At 49.9% G+C, this 18,088-nt stretch carries 13 protein-coding genes; 4 read left to right on the top strand and 9 right to left on the bottom strand.

The window, feature by feature from the left end:
- Window positions 1-2 precede the first annotated feature (2 nt).
- Window positions 3-695 (bottom strand): phosphate regulon transcriptional regulator PhoB, encoded by a 693-nt coding sequence (phoB, locus tag ACYQ1O_RS10595; RefSeq protein WP_459991655.1) that lies wholly within the window; start codon window positions 693-695, stop codon window positions 3-5.
- Window positions 696-833: 138 nt separating this feature from the next.
- Window positions 834-1,283, bottom strand: a complete 450-nt coding sequence (locus ACYQ1O_RS10590; RefSeq protein WP_459991654.1) for a nucleoside deaminase — start codon at window positions 1,281-1,283, stop codon at window positions 834-836.
- A 126-nt stretch (window positions 1,284-1,409) separates the two neighbouring features.
- On the opposite strand from ACYQ1O_RS10590, the gene mscL reads away from it, so the two are divergent.
- Window positions 1,410-1,823, top strand: coding sequence for a large-conductance mechanosensitive channel protein MscL (gene mscL / locus ACYQ1O_RS10585; RefSeq protein ID WP_459991653.1), 414 nt, complete (start codon window positions 1,410-1,412; stop codon window positions 1,821-1,823).
- Between the two features lie 41 nt (window positions 1,824-1,864).
- Here mscL and clpB read toward each other — a convergent pair whose 3' ends face one another.
- Both clpB and ACYQ1O_RS10575 read right to left on the bottom strand, forming a co-directional pair.
- Window positions 1,865-4,441, bottom strand: coding sequence for an ATP-dependent chaperone ClpB (gene clpB / locus ACYQ1O_RS10580; protein ID WP_459991652.1), 2,577 nt, complete (start codon window positions 4,439-4,441; stop codon window positions 1,865-1,867).
- Between the two features lie 111 nt (window positions 4,442-4,552).
- Window positions 4,553-5,890 carry a cyclic di-GMP phosphodiesterase gene (locus ACYQ1O_RS10575; protein WP_459991651.1) on the bottom strand — a complete coding sequence of 446 codons (1,338 nt, stop codon included), beginning with the start codon at window positions 5,888-5,890 and terminating at the stop codon, window positions 4,553-4,555.
- A gap of 201 nt (window positions 5,891-6,091) precedes the next feature.
- Here ACYQ1O_RS10575 and ACYQ1O_RS10570 point away from each other — a divergent pair, with 201 nt between their 5' ends.
- On the top strand, window positions 6,092-7,729 hold the full coding sequence (locus ACYQ1O_RS10570; protein WP_459991650.1) for an OFA family MFS transporter: 1,638 nt from the start codon (window positions 6,092-6,094) through the stop codon (window positions 7,727-7,729).
- Window positions 7,730-7,742: 13 nt separating this feature from the next.
- Here the strand turns inward: ACYQ1O_RS10570 and ACYQ1O_RS10565 are convergent, their stop codons facing one another.
- The 3 genes from ACYQ1O_RS10565 to ACYQ1O_RS10555 form a co-directional block, all read right to left on the bottom strand.
- Window positions 7,743-8,432 (bottom strand): phosphatase PAP2 family protein, encoded by a 690-nt coding sequence (locus ACYQ1O_RS10565; protein ID WP_459991649.1) that lies wholly within the window; start codon window positions 8,430-8,432, stop codon window positions 7,743-7,745.
- Between the two features lie 12 nt (window positions 8,433-8,444).
- A complete protein-coding gene (locus ACYQ1O_RS10560) occupies window positions 8,445-9,956 on the bottom strand; it encodes a glycosyltransferase family 39 protein (protein WP_459991648.1) in 1,512 nt (503 codons plus the stop codon).
- Between the two features lie 75 nt (window positions 9,957-10,031).
- Window positions 10,032-11,732, bottom strand: a complete 1,701-nt coding sequence (locus ACYQ1O_RS10555) for a glycoside hydrolase family 17 protein (RefSeq protein WP_459991647.1) — start codon at window positions 11,730-11,732, stop codon at window positions 10,032-10,034.
- A 320-nt stretch (window positions 11,733-12,052) separates the two neighbouring features.
- Here ACYQ1O_RS10555 and ACYQ1O_RS10550 point away from each other — a divergent pair, with 320 nt between their 5' ends.
- Window positions 12,053-13,069 (top strand): endonuclease/exonuclease/phosphatase family protein, encoded by a 1,017-nt coding sequence (locus tag ACYQ1O_RS10550; protein ID WP_459991646.1) that lies wholly within the window; start codon window positions 12,053-12,055, stop codon window positions 13,067-13,069.
- Here the strand turns inward: ACYQ1O_RS10550 and ACYQ1O_RS10545 are convergent.
- Both ACYQ1O_RS10545 and pabB read right to left on the bottom strand, forming a co-directional pair.
- Complete coding sequence (locus ACYQ1O_RS10545; protein ID WP_459991645.1) at window positions 13,047-13,601, bottom strand: amino acid kinase family protein; 555 nt, start codon at window positions 13,599-13,601, stop codon at window positions 13,047-13,049. The genes ACYQ1O_RS10550 and ACYQ1O_RS10545 overlap by 23 nt on opposite strands.
- A 2-nt stretch (window positions 13,602-13,603) precedes the next feature.
- Window positions 13,604-14,992: an aminodeoxychorismate synthase component I gene (gene pabB, locus ACYQ1O_RS10540; protein ID WP_459991644.1), complete on the bottom strand. Its 1,389-nt coding sequence runs from the start codon at window positions 14,990-14,992 to the stop codon at window positions 13,604-13,606.
- A 358-nt stretch (window positions 14,993-15,350) separates the two neighbouring features.
- Here pabB and ACYQ1O_RS10535 point away from each other — a divergent pair, with 358 nt between their 5' ends.
- On the top strand, window positions 15,351-18,086 hold the full coding sequence (locus ACYQ1O_RS10535) for a beta strand repeat-containing protein (RefSeq protein ID WP_459991643.1): 2,736 nt from the start codon (window positions 15,351-15,353) through the stop codon (window positions 18,084-18,086).
- Window positions 18,087-18,088 lie beyond the last annotated feature (2 nt).

The raw sequence follows: 18,088 nt of genomic DNA, 5'->3' as shown, positions 1-18,088 counted from the left end.
GCTTATTCCATTAATGAAAACCGGTAGCCGAAGCCACGCACAGTCTGCACCCAATCTTCACGTCCGTATTCGCCTAAAATTTTTCTTAACCGGCGGATATGGACATCAATGGTGCGTTCTTCAATGTATACACTGCGCCCCCAGACTTGATCAAGCAACTGGGTGCGGCTGTAAACCTTGTCAGGATGAGTCATGAAGAATTGCATCAAACGGAATTCAGTAGGGCTGACTTCCAGCTGTTTATCGCCAATAGTCAGGCGATGCTGTTCGGTATCCAAAGTGAGATCCCCCAGTGTGATCTGGGCAACACCTTGAATCCTGCCGCTACGTCTCAATACGGCACGGACGCGGGCAATCAGCTCTTTAGGCGAAAACGGTTTGGTGATGTAATCATCCGCACCAATTTCCAATCCTCGAACTTTATCTTCTTCTTCCCCGCGTGCAGTCAGGAGAATAATGGGCAACTCACGGTAAGCAGGTTCCTTTTTTAGGCGTCTTGCCCATTCCACACCGCTAATACCCGGCAACATCCAGTCTAATAAAATTAAATCCGGTGAAATTTCACCCAAAGCTTTTTGCGCTTCTTCGGCATCGGCAGCGGCAATTGACTTAAAACCGGCTTGCTCTAAAACCATCACCAACATGCCACGAATGGCATCTTCATCTTCAACAACAAGAATATTTAGTCTGGACATAATTCAATAACGAGTGAAGGACACTGGATTGTAACAAACGCATTGTTACGCTTTTGTGAAAAACTGACCGAAAAGGACGACAATAACATCTAAGCAGCAAATTACCGCTAGATAAAGAAAGTTAGCCACTATTTTTACTCAAAGTTTTTGCGGGGGCGACGTATATAAAGCATTGCATTCCTGCTCCAAAATACCGCCAATGATTTCCACTTTCCGAAACGTGGCCAACGCTATCAACGCTTGCGCCCGCAAGTCAATTTGCCACCAACCTAGTGCTTGTAAATAGGGAATCGAAGCGCCGTAATAGACCCGACCAATACCTGCCCAAATTATCGCCGATTGGCACATGGGACAAGGTTCAGCGGTAGTATATAAATCCAAACCTCGCCAATCCTTAGGCTTATGAAGGGCGGCGCATTGGTTGATGGCAACTATTTCGCCGTGCAGAACAGGATTAGCACTCGATTGATTATAACCTTCCGCAACAATAACACCGCTGTCGCGATTAACGATTACCGCCCCAAACGGATAGCACGGCGATTTTAAGGCCTGCTCAAGGGCTTTGCGCATGAAATGGTCGCTATTCATAGTTTTTTATGATTTGGAGAGCTTCAATGGTAGGCTAATCTGAAATTTTTGCTAGGCGCTGCACAGTTTTCGGTTAAAAATATACTTGCAATAAGCAATTTTTTTAACTATCCAAGAGTCAACAGCATGAGCATTATTCAAGAATTTAAAGACTTTGCCATTAAAGGCAATGCAGTGGATATGGCGGTCGGTATTATTGTCGGTGCAGCGTTTGGCAAAATCATTACCTCGCTAGTTGCTGATGTATTTATGCCACCGATAGGCTTGTTGATTGGCGGCGTTGATTTTAGCGATCTGGCAATCACCTTAAAAGCTGCTTCCGATGGCGCACCTGCCGTTTTACTGAATTATGGCAAATTCATCCAATCGATTGTCGATTTTACAATCATTGCCTTTGCCATTTTTATGTTTGTAAAAGTATTGAATAACCTTAAGAAAAAACAAGAAGCCAAACCTGCCGCACCGGCAGAGCCTAGCCCACAAGAAGTGTTGTTGACTGAAATCCGCGACCTACTGAAACAACAAAGCAAAAGCTTATAAAACCAAAAGGCGGGACAGCACCTGCTGCCCCGCCAAAGTAACTAAGCTTTTTGGAATTGCAACAAACCGTCTGCTACATCAACACGGATGGTATCACCAGACATGAATTGCCCCGACAACAGCATTTGCGCCAACGGATTTTCCAATTGTTGCTGGATTGCCCGTTTCATGGGTCTTGCGCCATAAACCGGATCAAAACCCACCTCGCCCAACAGATCCAAAGCAGCATCGGCAATAATCAAACCAATCTCACGATCTTGCAGGCGTTTGCGTAAAAAGTCGAGCTGGATGCTGGAAATGGCCCGCACTTGTTCGCGTCCTAAAGGATGGAACACCACCACTTCGTCGATACGGTTGATAAACTCCGGCTTGAAGGCTTGGCTGACAATCTCCATCACCGCCGCTTTCATAACCGGATATAGCGTTTCCCCCGCCAATTTTTGGATGACATCGGAACCTAAGTTGGATGTCATGACAATCACGGTATTCCTAAAATCCACCGTCCTGCCCTGCCCATCGGTTAAGCGCCCATCATCCAACACTTGCAGCAACACATTGAAGACATCAGGATGGGCTTTTTCAATCTCATCCATCAAGATCACTGAATACGGTTTGCGCCGCACCAGCTCGGTCAAATAACCGCCTTCTTCATAACCGACATAACCCGGAGGTGCGCCAATCAGACGCGCCACGGAATGTTTTTCCATAAATTCGGACATATCAATCCGCACCATGGCATCGGTGGTGTCGAACAAAAACTCCGCCAACGCCTTGCAAAGTTCGGTCTTACCCACACCCGTCGGCCCTAAGAACAAGAACGAACCGTTTGGACGGTTCGGGTCGGACAAACCAGCGCGCGAACGGCGAATGGCATTGCTGACCGCTTTTAAGGCTTCTTCCTGACCGATCACACGCTTAGCCAATTGCGCTTCCATGTTCAGCAGTTTTTCGCGCTCGCCTTCCAGCATTTTCGACACCGGAATGCCCGTCCATTTGCTGACCACTTCGGCAATTTCCTCTTCGGTGACTTTATTGCGCAACAACGTCATTTTATGGTTTTCGGTCGAATCGCTCAGTGCCAATTGTTTTTCTAAAGCGGGGATGATGCCATATTGCAGCTCGGACATTTTTGCCAGATCATTCACACGCCGAGCCGCCTCCAGCTCAATCCTCGCGTGTTCAAGCTTTTCCTTAATCGTCGCCGAGCCTTGCAGCATAGCTTTTTCGGCTTTCCAGACCTCCTCCAAATCGGAATAGGATTTTTCCAGTTCGGCTATGTCATCTTCCAAGATTTCCAAACGTTTTTTCGAAGCCGCATCCTTTTCTTTTTTCAGCGCGACTTGCTCTATTTTAAGCTGGATTAAACGCCGGTAGAGCTTGTCCATTTCTTCCGGTTTGGAATCCATTTCCATACGGATACGGCTGGCCGCTTCGTCAATCAGGTCGATGGCTTTGTCGGGCAGCTGCCGGTCAGCTATGTAACGGTACGACAGGTTTGCCGCCGCGATAATCGCCGGATCGGTAATATCCACGCCATGATGCACTTCGTATTTTTCTTTCAAGCCACGCAAAATGGCGATGGTGTCTTCAACAGACGGTTGGTCGACCATAACTTTTTGGAAGCGGCGCTCTAAGGCCGCGTCTTTTTCGACATATTTGCGGTATTCGTCCAGCGTGGTGGCGCCCACGCAATGCAGCTCGCCACGCGCCAAGGCGGGTTTGAGCATATTGCCCGCATCCATCGCACCTTCCGCTTTGCCCGCGCCGACCATGGTGTGCAATTCGTCGATGAACAAAATCACTTGGCCTTCTTGTTTGGCAAGGTCGTTCAGCACCGCTTTCAGGCGTTCTTCAAACTCGCCGCGAAATTTCGCACCGGCAATCAAGGCCGCCATATCCAAAGCCAGCACTTGTTTGCCTTTAATGCCTTCCGGCACTTCGCCGTTGACAATACGTTGCGCCAAGCCTTCGACAATCGCCGTTTTGCCCACGCCCGGTTCGCCAATCAGCACCGGATTGTTTTTGGTGCGGCGTTGCAAAACTTGGATAGTGCGGCGGATTTCATCATCGCGGCCAATCACAGGATCCAGCTTGCCTTGCTCGGCGCGTTCAGTCAGGTTGATAGTGTATTTGTTGAGGGCTTGGCGTTGGTCTTCTGCATTAGCATCGTTAACGGCCTGCCCACCGCGCATTTGTTCGATGGCTTGTTCCAAAGCGGCTTTGTGCAAACCCGATTTTTTTAGCACGTCCTGCAATTGGCCTTTTTCTTCTAAGGCCGCCAACAAAAACAGTTCGCTAGAGATAAACGCGTCTTTACGTTTCTGTGCCAGTTTGTCGGTCAGATTGAGCAATCTTGCCAATTCGTTGGAAATTTGCACATCACCACCGGTGCCGCTCACCGATGCCAAACGCGCCAAAACCGCCGACAATTCCGAGCGCAGCACCGCGCTGTTGACATTTAACTGTGCCAATAAAGGTTTGATGCTACCGCCATCTTGGTCGAGCATCGCCACCAACAAGTGGACTGGCTCGATAAACTGGTGATCTTTGCCCAAGGCCAGGCTTTGTGCGTCTGCCAAAGCGGCTTGGAATTTACTGGTTAATTTATCCATACGCATAGTCGTTACCTTTAAAAAATTATTTTAGATAACGCTAATATTGGGAGCGGTTTGCCGATTTCAAGTGGACGGCAGAAAAAGCATGGGGGAGGTTAAGCAGGGGAGCTGGGATTATTTGTTCTTGCCAAGGTTAAAGCCTTTTTGTACCACACCGTCTTGATAGTATTTGCTGGTATCGACATTGCAATCTTCGCCACGGACAATTTTTTGGATCGTGTAGATTTTGCCTGCCCTATCGGTAACCATTTGCGACAAATCTAAGACCTTTTCTTCGACCGGATTTTTGTCTTCATCAAGAATGATGATGACTTTCGGCCTCAACCTTGCGCCTTCGTTGACTTCAACAACAATGCCAATCGCACTATTAGTCATTTCCACCAAACAACCGGGTGGATAAACGCCTAAGCTTTCGATAAATTTAACCACCAACACAGGATCAAGCACCAAGCCCGCCATATTCCATAAAATAGCGGTCGCCTCCAAATGAGTGCGGCCTTTTTGATAAACCCTATCGCTGGTAATTGCATCGTACATGTCGGCAATAGTGACGATTTTATTGAACAGCGACATATCGACCTTTTTTATGGCGCGCGGATAGCCCTTACCGTCTAAGCGTTCATGGTGGCTATAGGCGACATCAACCGCGCTAGGGTGCATACCATCACTGGATCTGAGCAAATCGCGCCCTAACAGGGTATGGGATTGCATAATCAACGCTTCATCGGGGGTTAGCGCACCTGGCTTGTTAAGCACATCCAAGGGCACCAACATTTTGCCCATATCATGCATCATGCCGCACAAACCCAATAAATTCAGATTAGGCTCTGAGAGGTTAATATGCCGACCCAGTACGATGGATAGAACGCAAACGTTAAGGCTGTGTTGCGCGGTATATTCATCTTTGTGCTTAAGTTGGGAAAGCCACAGAACGGCATCTGGGGAATGCAACACGCTATTGACACATTCGGCAACCGCTTTTTTTGCCATATTGGTATCAACACCGCCGCCGGAACTGATTTTTTCCATAAAACTGGCGACTAAGGCACCGGCACTGCTGTACACCTCTTCACTATTGGCAATTTCTTTTTCGAAAGTGCTAAGTTTTGGCGGCGGTTTGCCAAATTGCGCCATACCTGCCATGTAAGCCAAATTTTTATTGGGCTTGGCATTAACTGGCATTGGTGTGGGCTTGCTTTGCGGGCGGGTACGGACAAGATCAATATAGACAAAATCGCAGCAACGACGGACAGCGTTGACCATTGATTCATCTTTTAGCTCAAACCCCTGAAAAGGGAAATTGCTTTCTAACCAAGGTTTATCCAATTCTACGACGAACATGCCTACAGCCAATTCAGAAGCAGGGGTGTAAACCTTTTCCAAAGAAGCGTGTGTCTGGATCGCTGGTTGCTTTTTTTTCTTGCTTAAGGGCCACCAATCGAAAAAAGGCATTTTATGTTCCTAAATAAACCTAAAAAGTTGTTTGTTCACCAGAAAAGGATAATCTTTTTTTCAGTGATGTAAAGGTTTGGAATTCGTAACAATCTTTAATAAAACGCTTTAATTAGTACAACAAAAGCGCCACTATTGCCGAAAACCTTGTTAAGCAAGCAGTTATAATACTAGCTGCAATTTTATTTTTTGGAGTACACCATGCAAAATAGAGCCTCATTAGGCTTTTTAAGCAAAGAACAGACCATTGCCAAACAGGGCTTTAACCGCTGGCTAGTGCCGCCAGCGGCCTTGGCAGTCCATTTATGCATTGGTATGGCTTATGGCTTTTCGGTGTTTTGGCTGCCCTTGTCAAAAGCCATTGGTATTAAAGAAAGCTTGGCCTGCAGCCCTGATATTGGCTTCTGGCAAGAGCTGTTCATCACCCATTGCGACTGGAAAGTTTCCACCTTAGGTTGGATCTATATTCTATTTTTTGTCTTTCTGGGATCATCAGCCGCCATTTTTGGCGGCTGGCTGGAACATGCCGGCCCCCGGAAAGCGGGCGTGGTCAGCGCCTTATGCTGGTGCGGCGGCATGTTGCTATCGGCCTTAGGGATTTATCTGCACCAATTTTGGCTGATGTTGCTCGGCTCGGGCGTCATTGGCGGAATTGGTCTGGGGCTTGGCTATATTTCACCAGTATCAACGCTTATCAAATGGTTTCCGGACCGGCGCGGCATGGCAACCGGTATGGCGATTATGGGTTTTGGCGGCGGCGCAATGATCGGCTCGCCCTTGGCTGCACAACTGATGAAGCATTTTGCCACCGCCACGGATGTGGGTGTTATGCAAACGTTTATGGTGATGGCAGCAGGTTATTTCATTTTTATGATGTCCGGTGCTTTAGGCTACCGCATTCCAGCCAGCGACTGGCAACCCGAAGGCTGGACACCGCCCGCCCCTGGCACCCACAAAAAAATGATGACTTCCCACAACGTTCACGTTAAGAACGTCTTCAAAATCAAACAATTTTGGTTGTTGTGGTTGGTGTTATGCATGAACGTCAGCGCCGGTATTGGCGTGATCGGCATGTCATCACCGATGTTGCAGGAAGTGTTTGGCGGACAATTGTTAGGCATAGCCAAACCGTTTAACGAATTGGATAAAGGTGAACTGACAGCGATAGCAGCAGTCGCCGCTGGCTTTACCGCCATCCTCAGCCTTTTCAATATTGGCGGGCGCTTTTTTTGGGCCAGCTTGTCGGACAAGCTAGGCCGGAAGCTGACCTTTAGCGTGTTTTTTATCGTGGGCGGCCTGCTCTATTTCAGCATTCCGGCGATTGCCGCAACCGGCAACAAATTGGCTTTTGTCGCGGCGTTTTGCGCCATTTTAAGCATGTACGGCGGCGGCTTTGCAACCGTTCCGGCCTATTTGGCGGACTTGTTCGGCACACAAATGGTGGGCGCCATCCATGGACGCTTGCTGACGGCTTGGGCAACGGCAGGCATTTTGGGACCCGTTGTGGTCAATTATATGCGCGATTACCAACTCAGCCTGGGCACACCACGCGACCAAGTCTATAACCAAACGATGATGATTTTGGGCGGCTTATTGATGGTGGGCTTGCTCTGCAATTTGTTGATCCGTCCGGTAGCCGACAAATGGTTTATGAATGCCGAAGAAGCTGAGACAGAAAAACAACTGCTTGCCGACAAACCGCGTTCAGGCCAGCATGGCACCAATATTGGAAAAAGCAGCCCGATAGCGTGGGTTATCCTTGCGTGGACATGTGTACTCATCCCACTGGGCTGGGGCATTTACAACACGCTACTGACGGTCAGCAAACTGTTTGGCTAAACCTGCCAACAGGCTAGCTTGCGCTAGCCTGTTCCCCACGGGCATACCAGCCGTAATAGAGCAGCCAAGCCACTAAAAACACCAAATAACCCGACCACAATATATCCGAGACAAAATGCCCGCCAGCGGACATGCGCGTCAAACCCAACAGCAAACCCAATACCATCGTTAACGCTAAATACCAAACCTTACGTTTACGCGCCAAAAAATATAAGGCAAAAGCGATAAAACCAACCGAGCAATGCCCGCAAGTAAATGATTTATCTTTAGTATCACCTATTTTTAGCGGCGGCACATACTGATATTCTCCACCAAAATCCGTCATATGTACGGGTCTTGGCCGGCCCCAATGGTCTTTAAAGACCAAGTTGACCACCAAGCCAGGCCCTAAGGCCGTCACCAGCAAAATATACAGCGCGGGTTTGCGCCAAGGCTTAAAAATTGCCAAGCCATATCCCAAAGCCGCCACAAATAATGCACCTATCGCAACGGTATAAGCAAAACCATAGGCATAGCGGTAAAAAATCTGCCACAACCAAAATTGTTGGATAGGCCACGGCGATTCACCCGCTGCTGGGTAATAAAACCATCGGGCGGCACGCAAATCCAAATCGGTCAGCCAAAAAACCGGCGTGGTCAGCAAGGCCAAGACAAGCACAATCAACAATTCGCGCCAGCGGTGTTCTAATAGGTTTAGGGTCATTGGATTCCTGATTTAAGGTATTGGGGTCACAGACCAAGCCAACAAGTTTTCACCCCAATACAGATAATAGTGTTTGCTGTTATCGGGCAAAGCCACTTCGCCCACAAGCTTTACTTTTGCAAACGCGGACATGAGTACTGGCGACAATTGGCGGGTGTTTTGTTCGCTGACAATCAGCGCGTTTTTAGACAACTCCGCAATAGGCCCCGGCCAAACTTCGTACTGCGACACCACTTGCCCGCTGCCTTCAAAACGGTATACACGGGGCTGGTCTGGCAAATAAAACGCCAATTCACTGGCGAGATAACGATGCGCATCAACCAGCAAAAAAGACTTTCCCAGATCCGGACGCTGCCTGATAGCTTCCACACGGGTCGCCAATTCGCGCCAATTACGCATTCTGGCGGTTGGATCAAGTTGGGTGTTTTGCCAACCAAGGGCGGGTACAAGTTTTGGCATCAACACAGGCATCAGATACATCAACACCACCATCACCCCACCGACCAACAAACCCGCATCCAGTGTTTTACGCCAGCGGCCTGCCTGCCATTGCCCGCAGAGCAAAAGCAGTGTCGAAAAGTAAAACGGTATAGGCCAATTGCCCTGCACTTTCTGCAAGCCGTTCAATAACAGCACCGCCAACAGTAACACCGGCCCCATCAGCAATAAAAAGCGCGTTTCCGCAGATTGGCGGGAAAAACCCAACACTTTTTTTACACTGACAATACCCGCCAAAACAAAAATCACCGGTGTAGCCAGCAGGCATTGGTATAACAAAAATTCGAAGGCTTGTTTTATGCGTTGAATCAAGGTGATGGATTCCTTCACACCAAAATGGCCTTTGCTATGCCCCAACATCACCCAATCGTGTTGCTGGTTCCAAAGCCAAAGCGGTATCAGGCAAAGCACGACCGGCAATAGGTAAAGCCAAAACTCACGCGCCAAAAACCGCCGCCGCAACGGGTCTTGCACCAAAAAGACCAGCAACAGCAAAGGCAAGCACAAGGCGACCTGCTTGCTTAGCAAAGCCGCACCGGTTGCCAACCCAGCCCACAACCAAGCCTGCTGCTTGCCATCAAACAAAGCTTGGCGCAAATAGTACAACGCCATCATCCAAAAGGCATACAAGGGCGGGTCTATCGTCATCAGCAAGTTTGCCAACACATTAAACGGCATGACCAACATCAGCAGCAAGCCCACAGCAGCGGCTCTATCGCCATAAAAAGCGCGCGCGGTGGCGTAGAAATAGCCCAGAAAAACCGTGCTTAACAGCACGGCGGGCAGGCGCACCACTTCGGTAGTAGAACCGCCTATGCCGGTAAAAATGCCGATCAGCCAAGCCACCATCGGCGGTTTGCTGTAATAGCACCAATCCGGTCGTCGGCTCCAATCCCAGTAATAACTTTCATCGCCAATTAAGTCGAGGCCATTGGCAAACAAAAAGCCAATGCGCAAGCCACAAACCACCAGCAACACGGCTAACCAATGCCGATGGATGTGGCAGATGATTTTTTCCAAAATCATGGCAGGGAATGCTTAAGCCATTGTAAAGGGACGCAAAGTTTTATTTTTACGCCATGACAGGATAGGCTTTTAGCCTTAGGCGGCAACGTCGGGTTTAGCATTATTCACTAACGGCGACGCCAAAAAACCTAAACCCAACAACCACATCAGCAATTGCCCGTTGCCAAAAGTAAACGATAAGGACTTGCCCAATCTTTCGGCAAAATCGGGATATTCGACAATCAAATCATGTGCCACCACATAGCCGTAGGTTTCGCCAAAACATAAAGCCACGCCGGTAAACAGCAAAACCCAACCCAGCATACGGTCTTGCTTGCCGTTGCTTTCTTCATCGCTATTGCCGACCACATTATCCAACACCAAAACGGCTTTACCACGTAAGCCCTTGGCATAAGCGACGCCCACCAATGCCACACAAGCCGCTATCATGATCGACAGCTGCGGTGTAGGAAAGCTGATATAACGCCCATCAATTGACATCATAAAGGTTCTGAACACAGCAAATCCCACCAGCAACACATACAAGCTGTACAAATAACGGCCTCTATCACCCACTACCGAACGCCCCGCCAAAGCATCACCGGCTTGCTGCCAAGCCAACCAACCAAAGACAGCATTAGCCGCCAACACAACCAATGTCAGCAAATTTTGCCAAAAGGTATAACTCGTCACCCACAAAAACCAACCTTGTGTCACCAGCAAACCTGTCAAAACTTGCAGGAACAGCACCATCGCCAATGCTTTGGATGTCGCCAACCCTTCCAATTTAGACCTGCCAGCCAACAATCCTGCCACCAACAACAAACTGGCAGCCAGCCATTCGAAAGGCCAGCGTGCCTTTTCCTGCACAGGCCCGGTCAACGGGAACACCTCGGTGCGGTCTGCCGCAAACAAGCCCCAATTGGCACCCACCACGCCTTCCAAGGCGCTTTTCCAAGATTGGTTAATCGCTTCGACAATATTGACGTCAAAACCATTCTTATTCGCCACTTGTAGCAAGTTGCGGACAAATGTGGCTTCGTTAACCACACCCGGAACAGAACCACCCCGTTGGCGGCCTTGGCTAGGCCAGCCTGACTCGCCAATTAAAATAGGTTTGCCTGGGGCAATCGTATCCACGTATTCGCGGACTTGCTTATAAATACGCTCGATATGCGCAGGTGCTTGCTCGACGGAAATCGGCTCATCTTCCCAATACGGCAAAATGTGGATAGTGATGAAATCAACTTCGTTAATCAGTTCAGGATGCTGCAAATACATCGACCACACATCGGCATAAGACACCGGCTGCTTCACTTGCGCCTTCACCATGCGAATATATTTGACGACTTGGTCGGCTTTCAAATCCCGGCGCAACAACACCTCGTTACCCACCATGACACGTTTGACCACATCAGGATAAGCATTGGCAGCACGGATCAGCGCTTCAACCTCTTCTTTGTTTTTAGCGTCAAGCGGACCAAGCCAAGCGCCTTGCAACATCGCCACGCCGTATTTTTTCGCCAATTCAGGAATCGCCGGCATATTGCCTTCGGCACTGGCATAGGTGCGGATGGTATGGGTTTTCTCTGCCATCAACTGTATATCGGTGGCGATTTGTTCAACGCTAGGGTAAGTTTTGTCAAAAGGCGTCTGACCATCCCAATACGGCGCGAACGACAAACTGTTCAGCTTGCCATGTGGCACATCAGACCCCGCATCTTGCGGCCTGTTACCAAGCCACGCCAGCAAGCCACTGAGCAAAATAACCAATAGCGCAAAAGAGAAAATTCTCATAGCAAAGCCTTAATGAAATAAATTTTGAAGAAACGGGCAAACAGGGCGCCAACCCCTTAATACCCTAGCAAAAACAGAGACACCCGAATACCTGGCAAAGCTGCGGAAATTATCGGGCGCGGACACAAACCCGCTAGTATACAGACATTTAGCACATGCCTGTTAAGCAAGGACCGATCGACATTGAAGCAAGCAGGCGATTAACAAAGCCTGAATACCGGAAAAATAAGGTACAGCTTTTGCTTAGCAATGAATTCCCAAGACCCGCGCTTTAAGGCAATATAACCGGTAAAACATTGCCCCTATTTTGAGAAAACCCCATGCTCACTTGGTTAAAACGTATCGCCATCACCCTGCTCGCCTTATTGGCCTTGCTGTTTGTACTCTTGCGCCAACAGGGCTGGCAAACCGTTGCCGCTTATACAGGCGGTGGTTTTGCACGGCCTTTACCTGACGCCAGCAAAGTGCAGGCGCAAAATTGCCACGCCCAACCGTTGCGGGTGATGAGTTTTAACGTGATGTACGGATCGGCAGTGATTGAATCGTTGGCGGCGACATTTCGTGGCGGTTCGACCGGTAAAGATGAATTGCCTTGGTCGGTACGCTTGCCAGAAATCCGCGAACGTATCGCCAGTTACCAGCCCGACTTGTTGGGCTTGCAAGAAATGGGCGAAGACGATGCCATCCATGCCATTGTTGACGCGGGGCAATACAGCTTGGTCAGTTACCATTTAGGCGGATTCCAGTACGGCGATTCGGCCTTATTGTACAAAACCGCGCGTTTCGAACCATTGGATGCCGCACAACTGTGGTTGGGCAACTCGCCCGAATTGCCGATGTCGCTGGGTTTCCGCCGCCTGTCCATGATCCGCTACGCCAATTGGGCGTTACTGAGGGACAAAAGCAGCGGCTTTACGTTCCTTTTCGTCAACAGTCATTTCGATAACGCCAGCGTCAACAAAGAACCCAGCGCCACCTTGTTCCGCGAGCGCATCACGCAATTGGCAAAAGCCATGCCGGTTATTGTCACCGGCGATTTCAACACCACTGCCGACACTGAACGCTACCGCCGTTTTAGCGGCACCGATGTGCAACCGCCGTTATTGCAAAACGCCTACACGCTGGCGCATTCGCCCACGGTAGAACCCGCTTTGCATCCCGACAAACGCATCGACCATATTTTGGCAGGCGGTCCTTGCCCATTTTCTGCCGAACAATGGCTGTTGGACACCCGACCGCTGAAAAACGGCAAAATGATGTCCGACCATGATGCGCTGTTTACTATTTTGCAGGTTGGCGAACCCGCAACCCCGGCTACAAATCCGCCTCAGCCATAACGTTTATACGGTAAGCGGCCTGCCGGACAAACCCACAAAAGGCCGCATCGACCAAACCCAGCGCCGCCAATTGCCCGGCGCTTAAACTCGCATCGACCGGCGCGGCTTTTATCAGCAACAATTCTTGTGCCGACAATGCACCTGCCAGCCACGCCGCCAAACTATCGGACGTAATATCCCAACTGGCGGCAATGCCAGCCTGATCCAATTCAGCAATATCCGGCGACCAAACCAACCACTGCGTTGGCGAAACCAGCTGCCGGATTTCCTGTGCCGATTTGGCAATCGCCCAACACGGCTTCAAACCATGAATCAACAAAGCCATTTGCTGCATAGCCAACAAGGCCATCGCATGGGCGGTACGGTCATCAAACTGCCATTGCTGTTGAGCCAAGCGCACTTGCTCGGCAAACGCGCCGCCGCCAGGAACCAAAACCACCGCCCTGCCCTGATATTTTTCTTGCAAGCGTTCCAGACAATCCCGCAAACGTTTGGCATTGACCAAACTGCCGCCCAGCTTGACGACCAGCATGGTTACACGCTCAGCTGCCTTAACACCGCCAACATCGCAGCGGCCTTATCGAAACATTCCTGATATTCCTCATCCGCCACTGAATCGTTGACGATGCCGCCGCCTGCCCAAAAACGGACAGTACCCTCGGAATGCACTAAGGTGCGTATGGCAATATTAGTGTCCATATTGCCATTAAATCCCAGGTAACCAATCGCACCGCAATAAACGCCGCGCCGGTTAGGCTCCAGCTCCTCAATCACTTCCATGGCGCGGATTTTAGGCGCACCGGTAATGGAACCGCCTGGAAAACAACTTTTTAGCAAATCAACTGCATCTTGGTCGTCGGACAATTTGCCCGCTACCGTACTCACCAAATGGTGTACAGTGGCATAGCTTTCCACGGCAAACAGCTTGGGTACGCTGACCGAGCCTTTTTGGCAAGTTTTGCCCAAATCATTACGCAGCAGATCGACTATCATCAAATTTTCGGCGCGATCTTTAGGGCTGTTTTGCAGTTGTTCGATTTGTTGCTGATCTGCCGCCGCGTCGTTTTTACGCGGGCGCGTACCTTTGATGGGCTTAGTTTCAACCCAGCCTTGCGACAGCTTCAAAAACCGCTCCGGCGACGAACTTAACACCTGTACCCCGGGCAAATTAAGGTAGGCACTGAATGGCGCGGCATTCAGTTCGCGCAGCTTAAGATACGCCTGCCACGAGTCGCCTTGGCAACGGGCGGAAAAACGTTGGGCAAGGTTGACCTGATAACAATCGCCTTCTTTAAGGTAACGCTTGATGCGGGCAAAAGCATTTTTATAGGTTTCACGATCCATGTTGGCGGTAATATCGCCCAACACCTGGAAGTTTTCACCAGCGGCTTTTACCGGCAAAGCACTGAACAAGGCCAGCAGGCAGTCACGTTTAGTGGCTTCGCAAAAACCGGTCAGATAGCTTTTCTGTTGCTGATGGTCAACCACTACCGCCCAATCATAAATACCCACCGCCATATCAGGAATGTTCTCGGCATCCAACGCCAGTACCGGCAGCTTTTCAATACGGCGCGCCAAATCATAAGCAAAATAACCGATAGCACCGCCGCGAAACGGTAACTCATCGGCATCGGCAAGCAACCCGTGGACAGGCATGATCTGTTGAAGTTGTTGCTGCAAAAGCACAAAGGGATCGGCTGTTTCGGTACGGCTAACGCCTGCACAGGAAATTTCAGTGCTATCCCCGTGGCAGATTAAGGTGCAAACCGGTTCAGCGGCAAGAATATCGAAACGGCCTTGGCTGGATTTGGGATAACCGCTGTCTAAAAACACCGCCCACGTCTGTTGGGCAAGCCCTGAAAACAAGGAGGCACTGTCAGGAAAATAAGGCAGCGGTAAAGTAAATTGTGTGGCTAACGGCATTTAATCAATCAGGTGCGTGCAACTCCTGGCACGGCAAGTGTTCCGCCTAGTTATTGGAGTTGCAGGTTGAGAGGTTGTGCTGAGGCACATCAGCATCGCGGACAAATATCGATGCAGGTATTGTAACACTTCCGACAAGCTTGTTACTTGGCAGCCCGATTTTTCAGCACGGTAAAACCTAAACCCATCCCAAACAAGATTTACAAACATCGGCATTCGCTAGCTTAATTTATGCCTTAGCTTCATAACCAAAATCGGTATTGGTATTCTTTTGGTGCTATCATTAGCATATGCCGCATACATTTTTTGCATCCATGGAAAATCCTCACCCACCATAATTTTTAATTGGGAGACATTAATGGCAATTTACAATGGCACCAGTGGTAATGACACCGTCCGCGACGGCCCCGACAACGGCATCATCGTCGATGACGAATTATATGGTTTCGATGGTGATGACAACCTGTTCAGCCGCAACGGCAACGACAAACTTTATGGCGGCAATGGCTCCGATGTGATGGTGGCTGATGGCAACGGTGTTAGCTATTTTGAAGGCGGCGCAGGGCGTGACTCAATGGCTGCAGGCGGCGGCAATGATACCGTCTACGGTGGTGAAGATGGCGATACCCTAGACGGTGGCGATGGCGATGACATCCTGTATGGCGAGAACGGCATTGACTTTATTCAGGGCGGTAATAACAACGACAGCCTCTATGGCGGCAATGGCGATGACTATTCGGGGTTAGGCGGCGGATTGTACGGCGGCGAAGGCAATGACATGCTGGATGGTGGCGAAGGTATAGACTTACTGAACGGCGATAACGGCGACGACTTAATTGCTGGCGGCATCGGCAAAGATATTATGGACGGCGGCAACGGTAACGATACGGTCGACTACCGGTTTGCCTTAATAGGTGGCAGCATCAACCTACTTTTGCAAAAAGCATTGATAGACGGTGTTGAGGAGTTTTTTTTCTCATTCGAAAACGCCTATGGCTCTCAAGGCAATGACACCATCACAGGTTCGGACATCAACAACCTGTTATGGGGAGAAGGCGGCAATGACTTGCTGGACGGCGGCTTGGGTGCTGACAAAATGGCTGGAGGTACAGGTGACGACATTTATATCGTTGACAATACTGGCGATAGCGTTACCGAAGCCACCAACAGCGGTACGGACACTATCCAATCCAGTGTCAGCCTAACGCTCGGCGCCAACATTGAAAACCTTATATTAACAGGCGCGAGCAACCTTAACGGCACAGGCAACAGCTTAAACAACACCCTCACCGGTAACAGTGGCGCCAACGTCTTGTCTGGGGAAAATGGCAACGACACCCTAAATGGTGGTGACGGCGATGACCGCCTCAGCGGCGGACTGGGAAGCGACATAATGGACGGCGGCAGCGGCAATGACACCGCCGACTACCGTTACAGCCTTGTCGGCGGCACCATCAACCTAACCAACCAAAAAGCACAAATAGAGGGTGTGCAAGACACCTTAATCTCGATCGAAAACGTCTATGGCTCAGCAGGTGACGATATTATAACGGGGTCAGCCACAGCCAACCTGCTATGGGGGGAAGGCGGCAATGATTGGCTAAATGGCGGTCAAGATGCCGACCAAATGTCAGGTGGAACAGGTGACGACACTTATATTGTGGATAATACGGGCGATAACATTACAGAAGCAGCTAACAGTGGCACAGACACCATCCAATCGAATGTCAGCCTAACGCTCGGCGCAAACATTGAAAACCTCAGCTTAACGGGTACAAACAATCTTAACGGCACAGGCAACAGCCTAAACAATACCATTACTGGCAACAATGGAGCCAACATACTGTCAGGCGAAAACGGCAATGACACCCTGAATGGCGGTGACGGTGACGACCTTATATCAGGCGGACTGGGCAGTGACTCCATGGACGGCGGCAACGGCAATGATACCGTCGATTACCGATATGGCCTGATGGGCGGCAGCATCAATCTGACCGCTCAAGTCGCGCAAATCGATAACATACGGGAAACTTTTATATCTTTTGAAAATGCTTACGGATCAGCCGGCGATGATGCCATCACAGGATCGGCGGCGGCAAACCAGCTCTGGGGCGGTAACGGTAATGACACCATCAATAGCGGCGGCGATGACGATTGGGTATCAGGCGGCTCCGGCACTGATACCATGAATGGCGGCGAAGGCAATGACACCGTTGACTATCAGTTCAGCCTTGTGGGCGGTACGATTAACCTCACCAACCAAAAAGCCCTCATAGACGGTATCCAAGAAACCTTAACATCGTTCGAAAACGCCTATGGTTCAGCCGGTGACGACACCATCACTGGCACGGATGACAACAACAAGCTCTGGGGGCATAACGGCAACGACTCGCTAAACGGCGGGCTAGGCGCAGACACCCTGGAAGGCGGCCTGGGTGATGACACCTATCGCCTGGACAATCTGGGCGACATTGTCATTGAAGAGAGCGATAGCGGTATTGATTTGGTGACCTCTACCGTGACAACCACATTGGGCGATAACGTCGAAAACTTACGGCTACTCAATTACATTAGCATTGACAGCAATTACCCAAACGGCACGGGCAACAGCTTAAACAATACCTTGGAAGGCAATAACCACCGTAACGTTTTGTCTGGCTTAGGCGGCAACGATTACCTGTACGGCAATGTAGGGGCCGACACGCTGAATGGTGGCGGCGGAAACGACGCGCTTTTTGGCGGCACACATGCCGACATCCTTTCTGGCGGCACCGGTAACGACCAATTTGTTTTTAATAGCGCATTAGGTGCGGGCAATATCGATACGATCAAAGACTTTAGCATCAACACAGACACCATCCAATTGGATAACGCCATCTTTACAAAATTTGTCGTCATGGGTCCTGTTGCCGCCGGGCGGCTGGTATCCGGTGCTAGCGCAATGGCGCTCGATGCCAATGACAACCTAATCTACAACACAACAACGGGGAGCTTATCTTACGATGCCGATGGCAATGGTGCGGGGGCAGCCATCACATTCGTTATATTGACAGGCATTCCAACCCTAAGCGCAACAGATTTTTTAATTGTATAAAC

Source organism: Methylosoma difficile, assembly GCF_054657615.1.
Note: the sequence above shows the minus strand (reverse complement) of the source record. Positions and strands in the feature narration are given on the sequence as shown.

What these genes read in the sequence shown, in the direction of transcription:
- phoB (WP_459991655.1), bottom strand. Translation starts at nt 695, where the DNA reads ATGTCCAGACTAAATATTCTTGTTGTTGAAGATGAAGATGCCATTCGT.
- ACYQ1O_RS10590 (WP_459991654.1), bottom strand. Translation starts at nt 1,283, where the DNA reads ATGAATAGCGACCATTTCATGCGCAAAGCCCTTGAGCAGGCCTTAAAA.
- mscL (WP_459991653.1), top strand. Translation starts at nt 1,410, where the DNA reads ATGAGCATTATTCAAGAATTTAAAGACTTTGCCATTAAAGGCAATGCA.
- clpB (WP_459991652.1), bottom strand. Translation starts at nt 4,441, where the DNA reads ATGCGTATGGATAAATTAACCAGTAAATTCCAAGCCGCTTTGGCAGAC.
- ACYQ1O_RS10575 (WP_459991651.1), bottom strand. Translation starts at nt 5,890, where the DNA reads ATGCCTTTTTTCGATTGGTGGCCCTTAAGCAAGAAAAAAAAGCAACCA.
- ACYQ1O_RS10570 (WP_459991650.1), top strand. Translation starts at nt 6,092, where the DNA reads ATGCAAAATAGAGCCTCATTAGGCTTTTTAAGCAAAGAACAGACCATT.
- ACYQ1O_RS10565 (WP_459991649.1), bottom strand. Translation starts at nt 8,432, where the DNA reads ATGACCCTAAACCTATTAGAACACCGCTGGCGCGAATTGTTGATTGTG.
- ACYQ1O_RS10560 (WP_459991648.1), bottom strand. Translation starts at nt 9,956, where the DNA reads ATGATTTTGGAAAAAATCATCTGCCACATCCATCGGCATTGGTTAGCC.
- ACYQ1O_RS10555 (WP_459991647.1), bottom strand. Translation starts at nt 11,732, where the DNA reads ATGAGAATTTTCTCTTTTGCGCTATTGGTTATTTTGCTCAGTGGCTTG.
- ACYQ1O_RS10550 (WP_459991646.1), top strand. Translation starts at nt 12,053, where the DNA reads ATGCTCACTTGGTTAAAACGTATCGCCATCACCCTGCTCGCCTTATTG.
- ACYQ1O_RS10545 (WP_459991645.1), bottom strand. Translation starts at nt 13,601, where the DNA reads ATGCTGGTCGTCAAGCTGGGCGGCAGTTTGGTCAATGCCAAACGTTTG.
- pabB (WP_459991644.1), bottom strand. Translation starts at nt 14,992, where the DNA reads ATGCCGTTAGCCACACAATTTACTTTACCGCTGCCTTATTTTCCTGAC.
- ACYQ1O_RS10535 (WP_459991643.1), top strand. Translation starts at nt 15,351, where the DNA reads ATGGCAATTTACAATGGCACCAGTGGTAATGACACCGTCCGCGACGGC.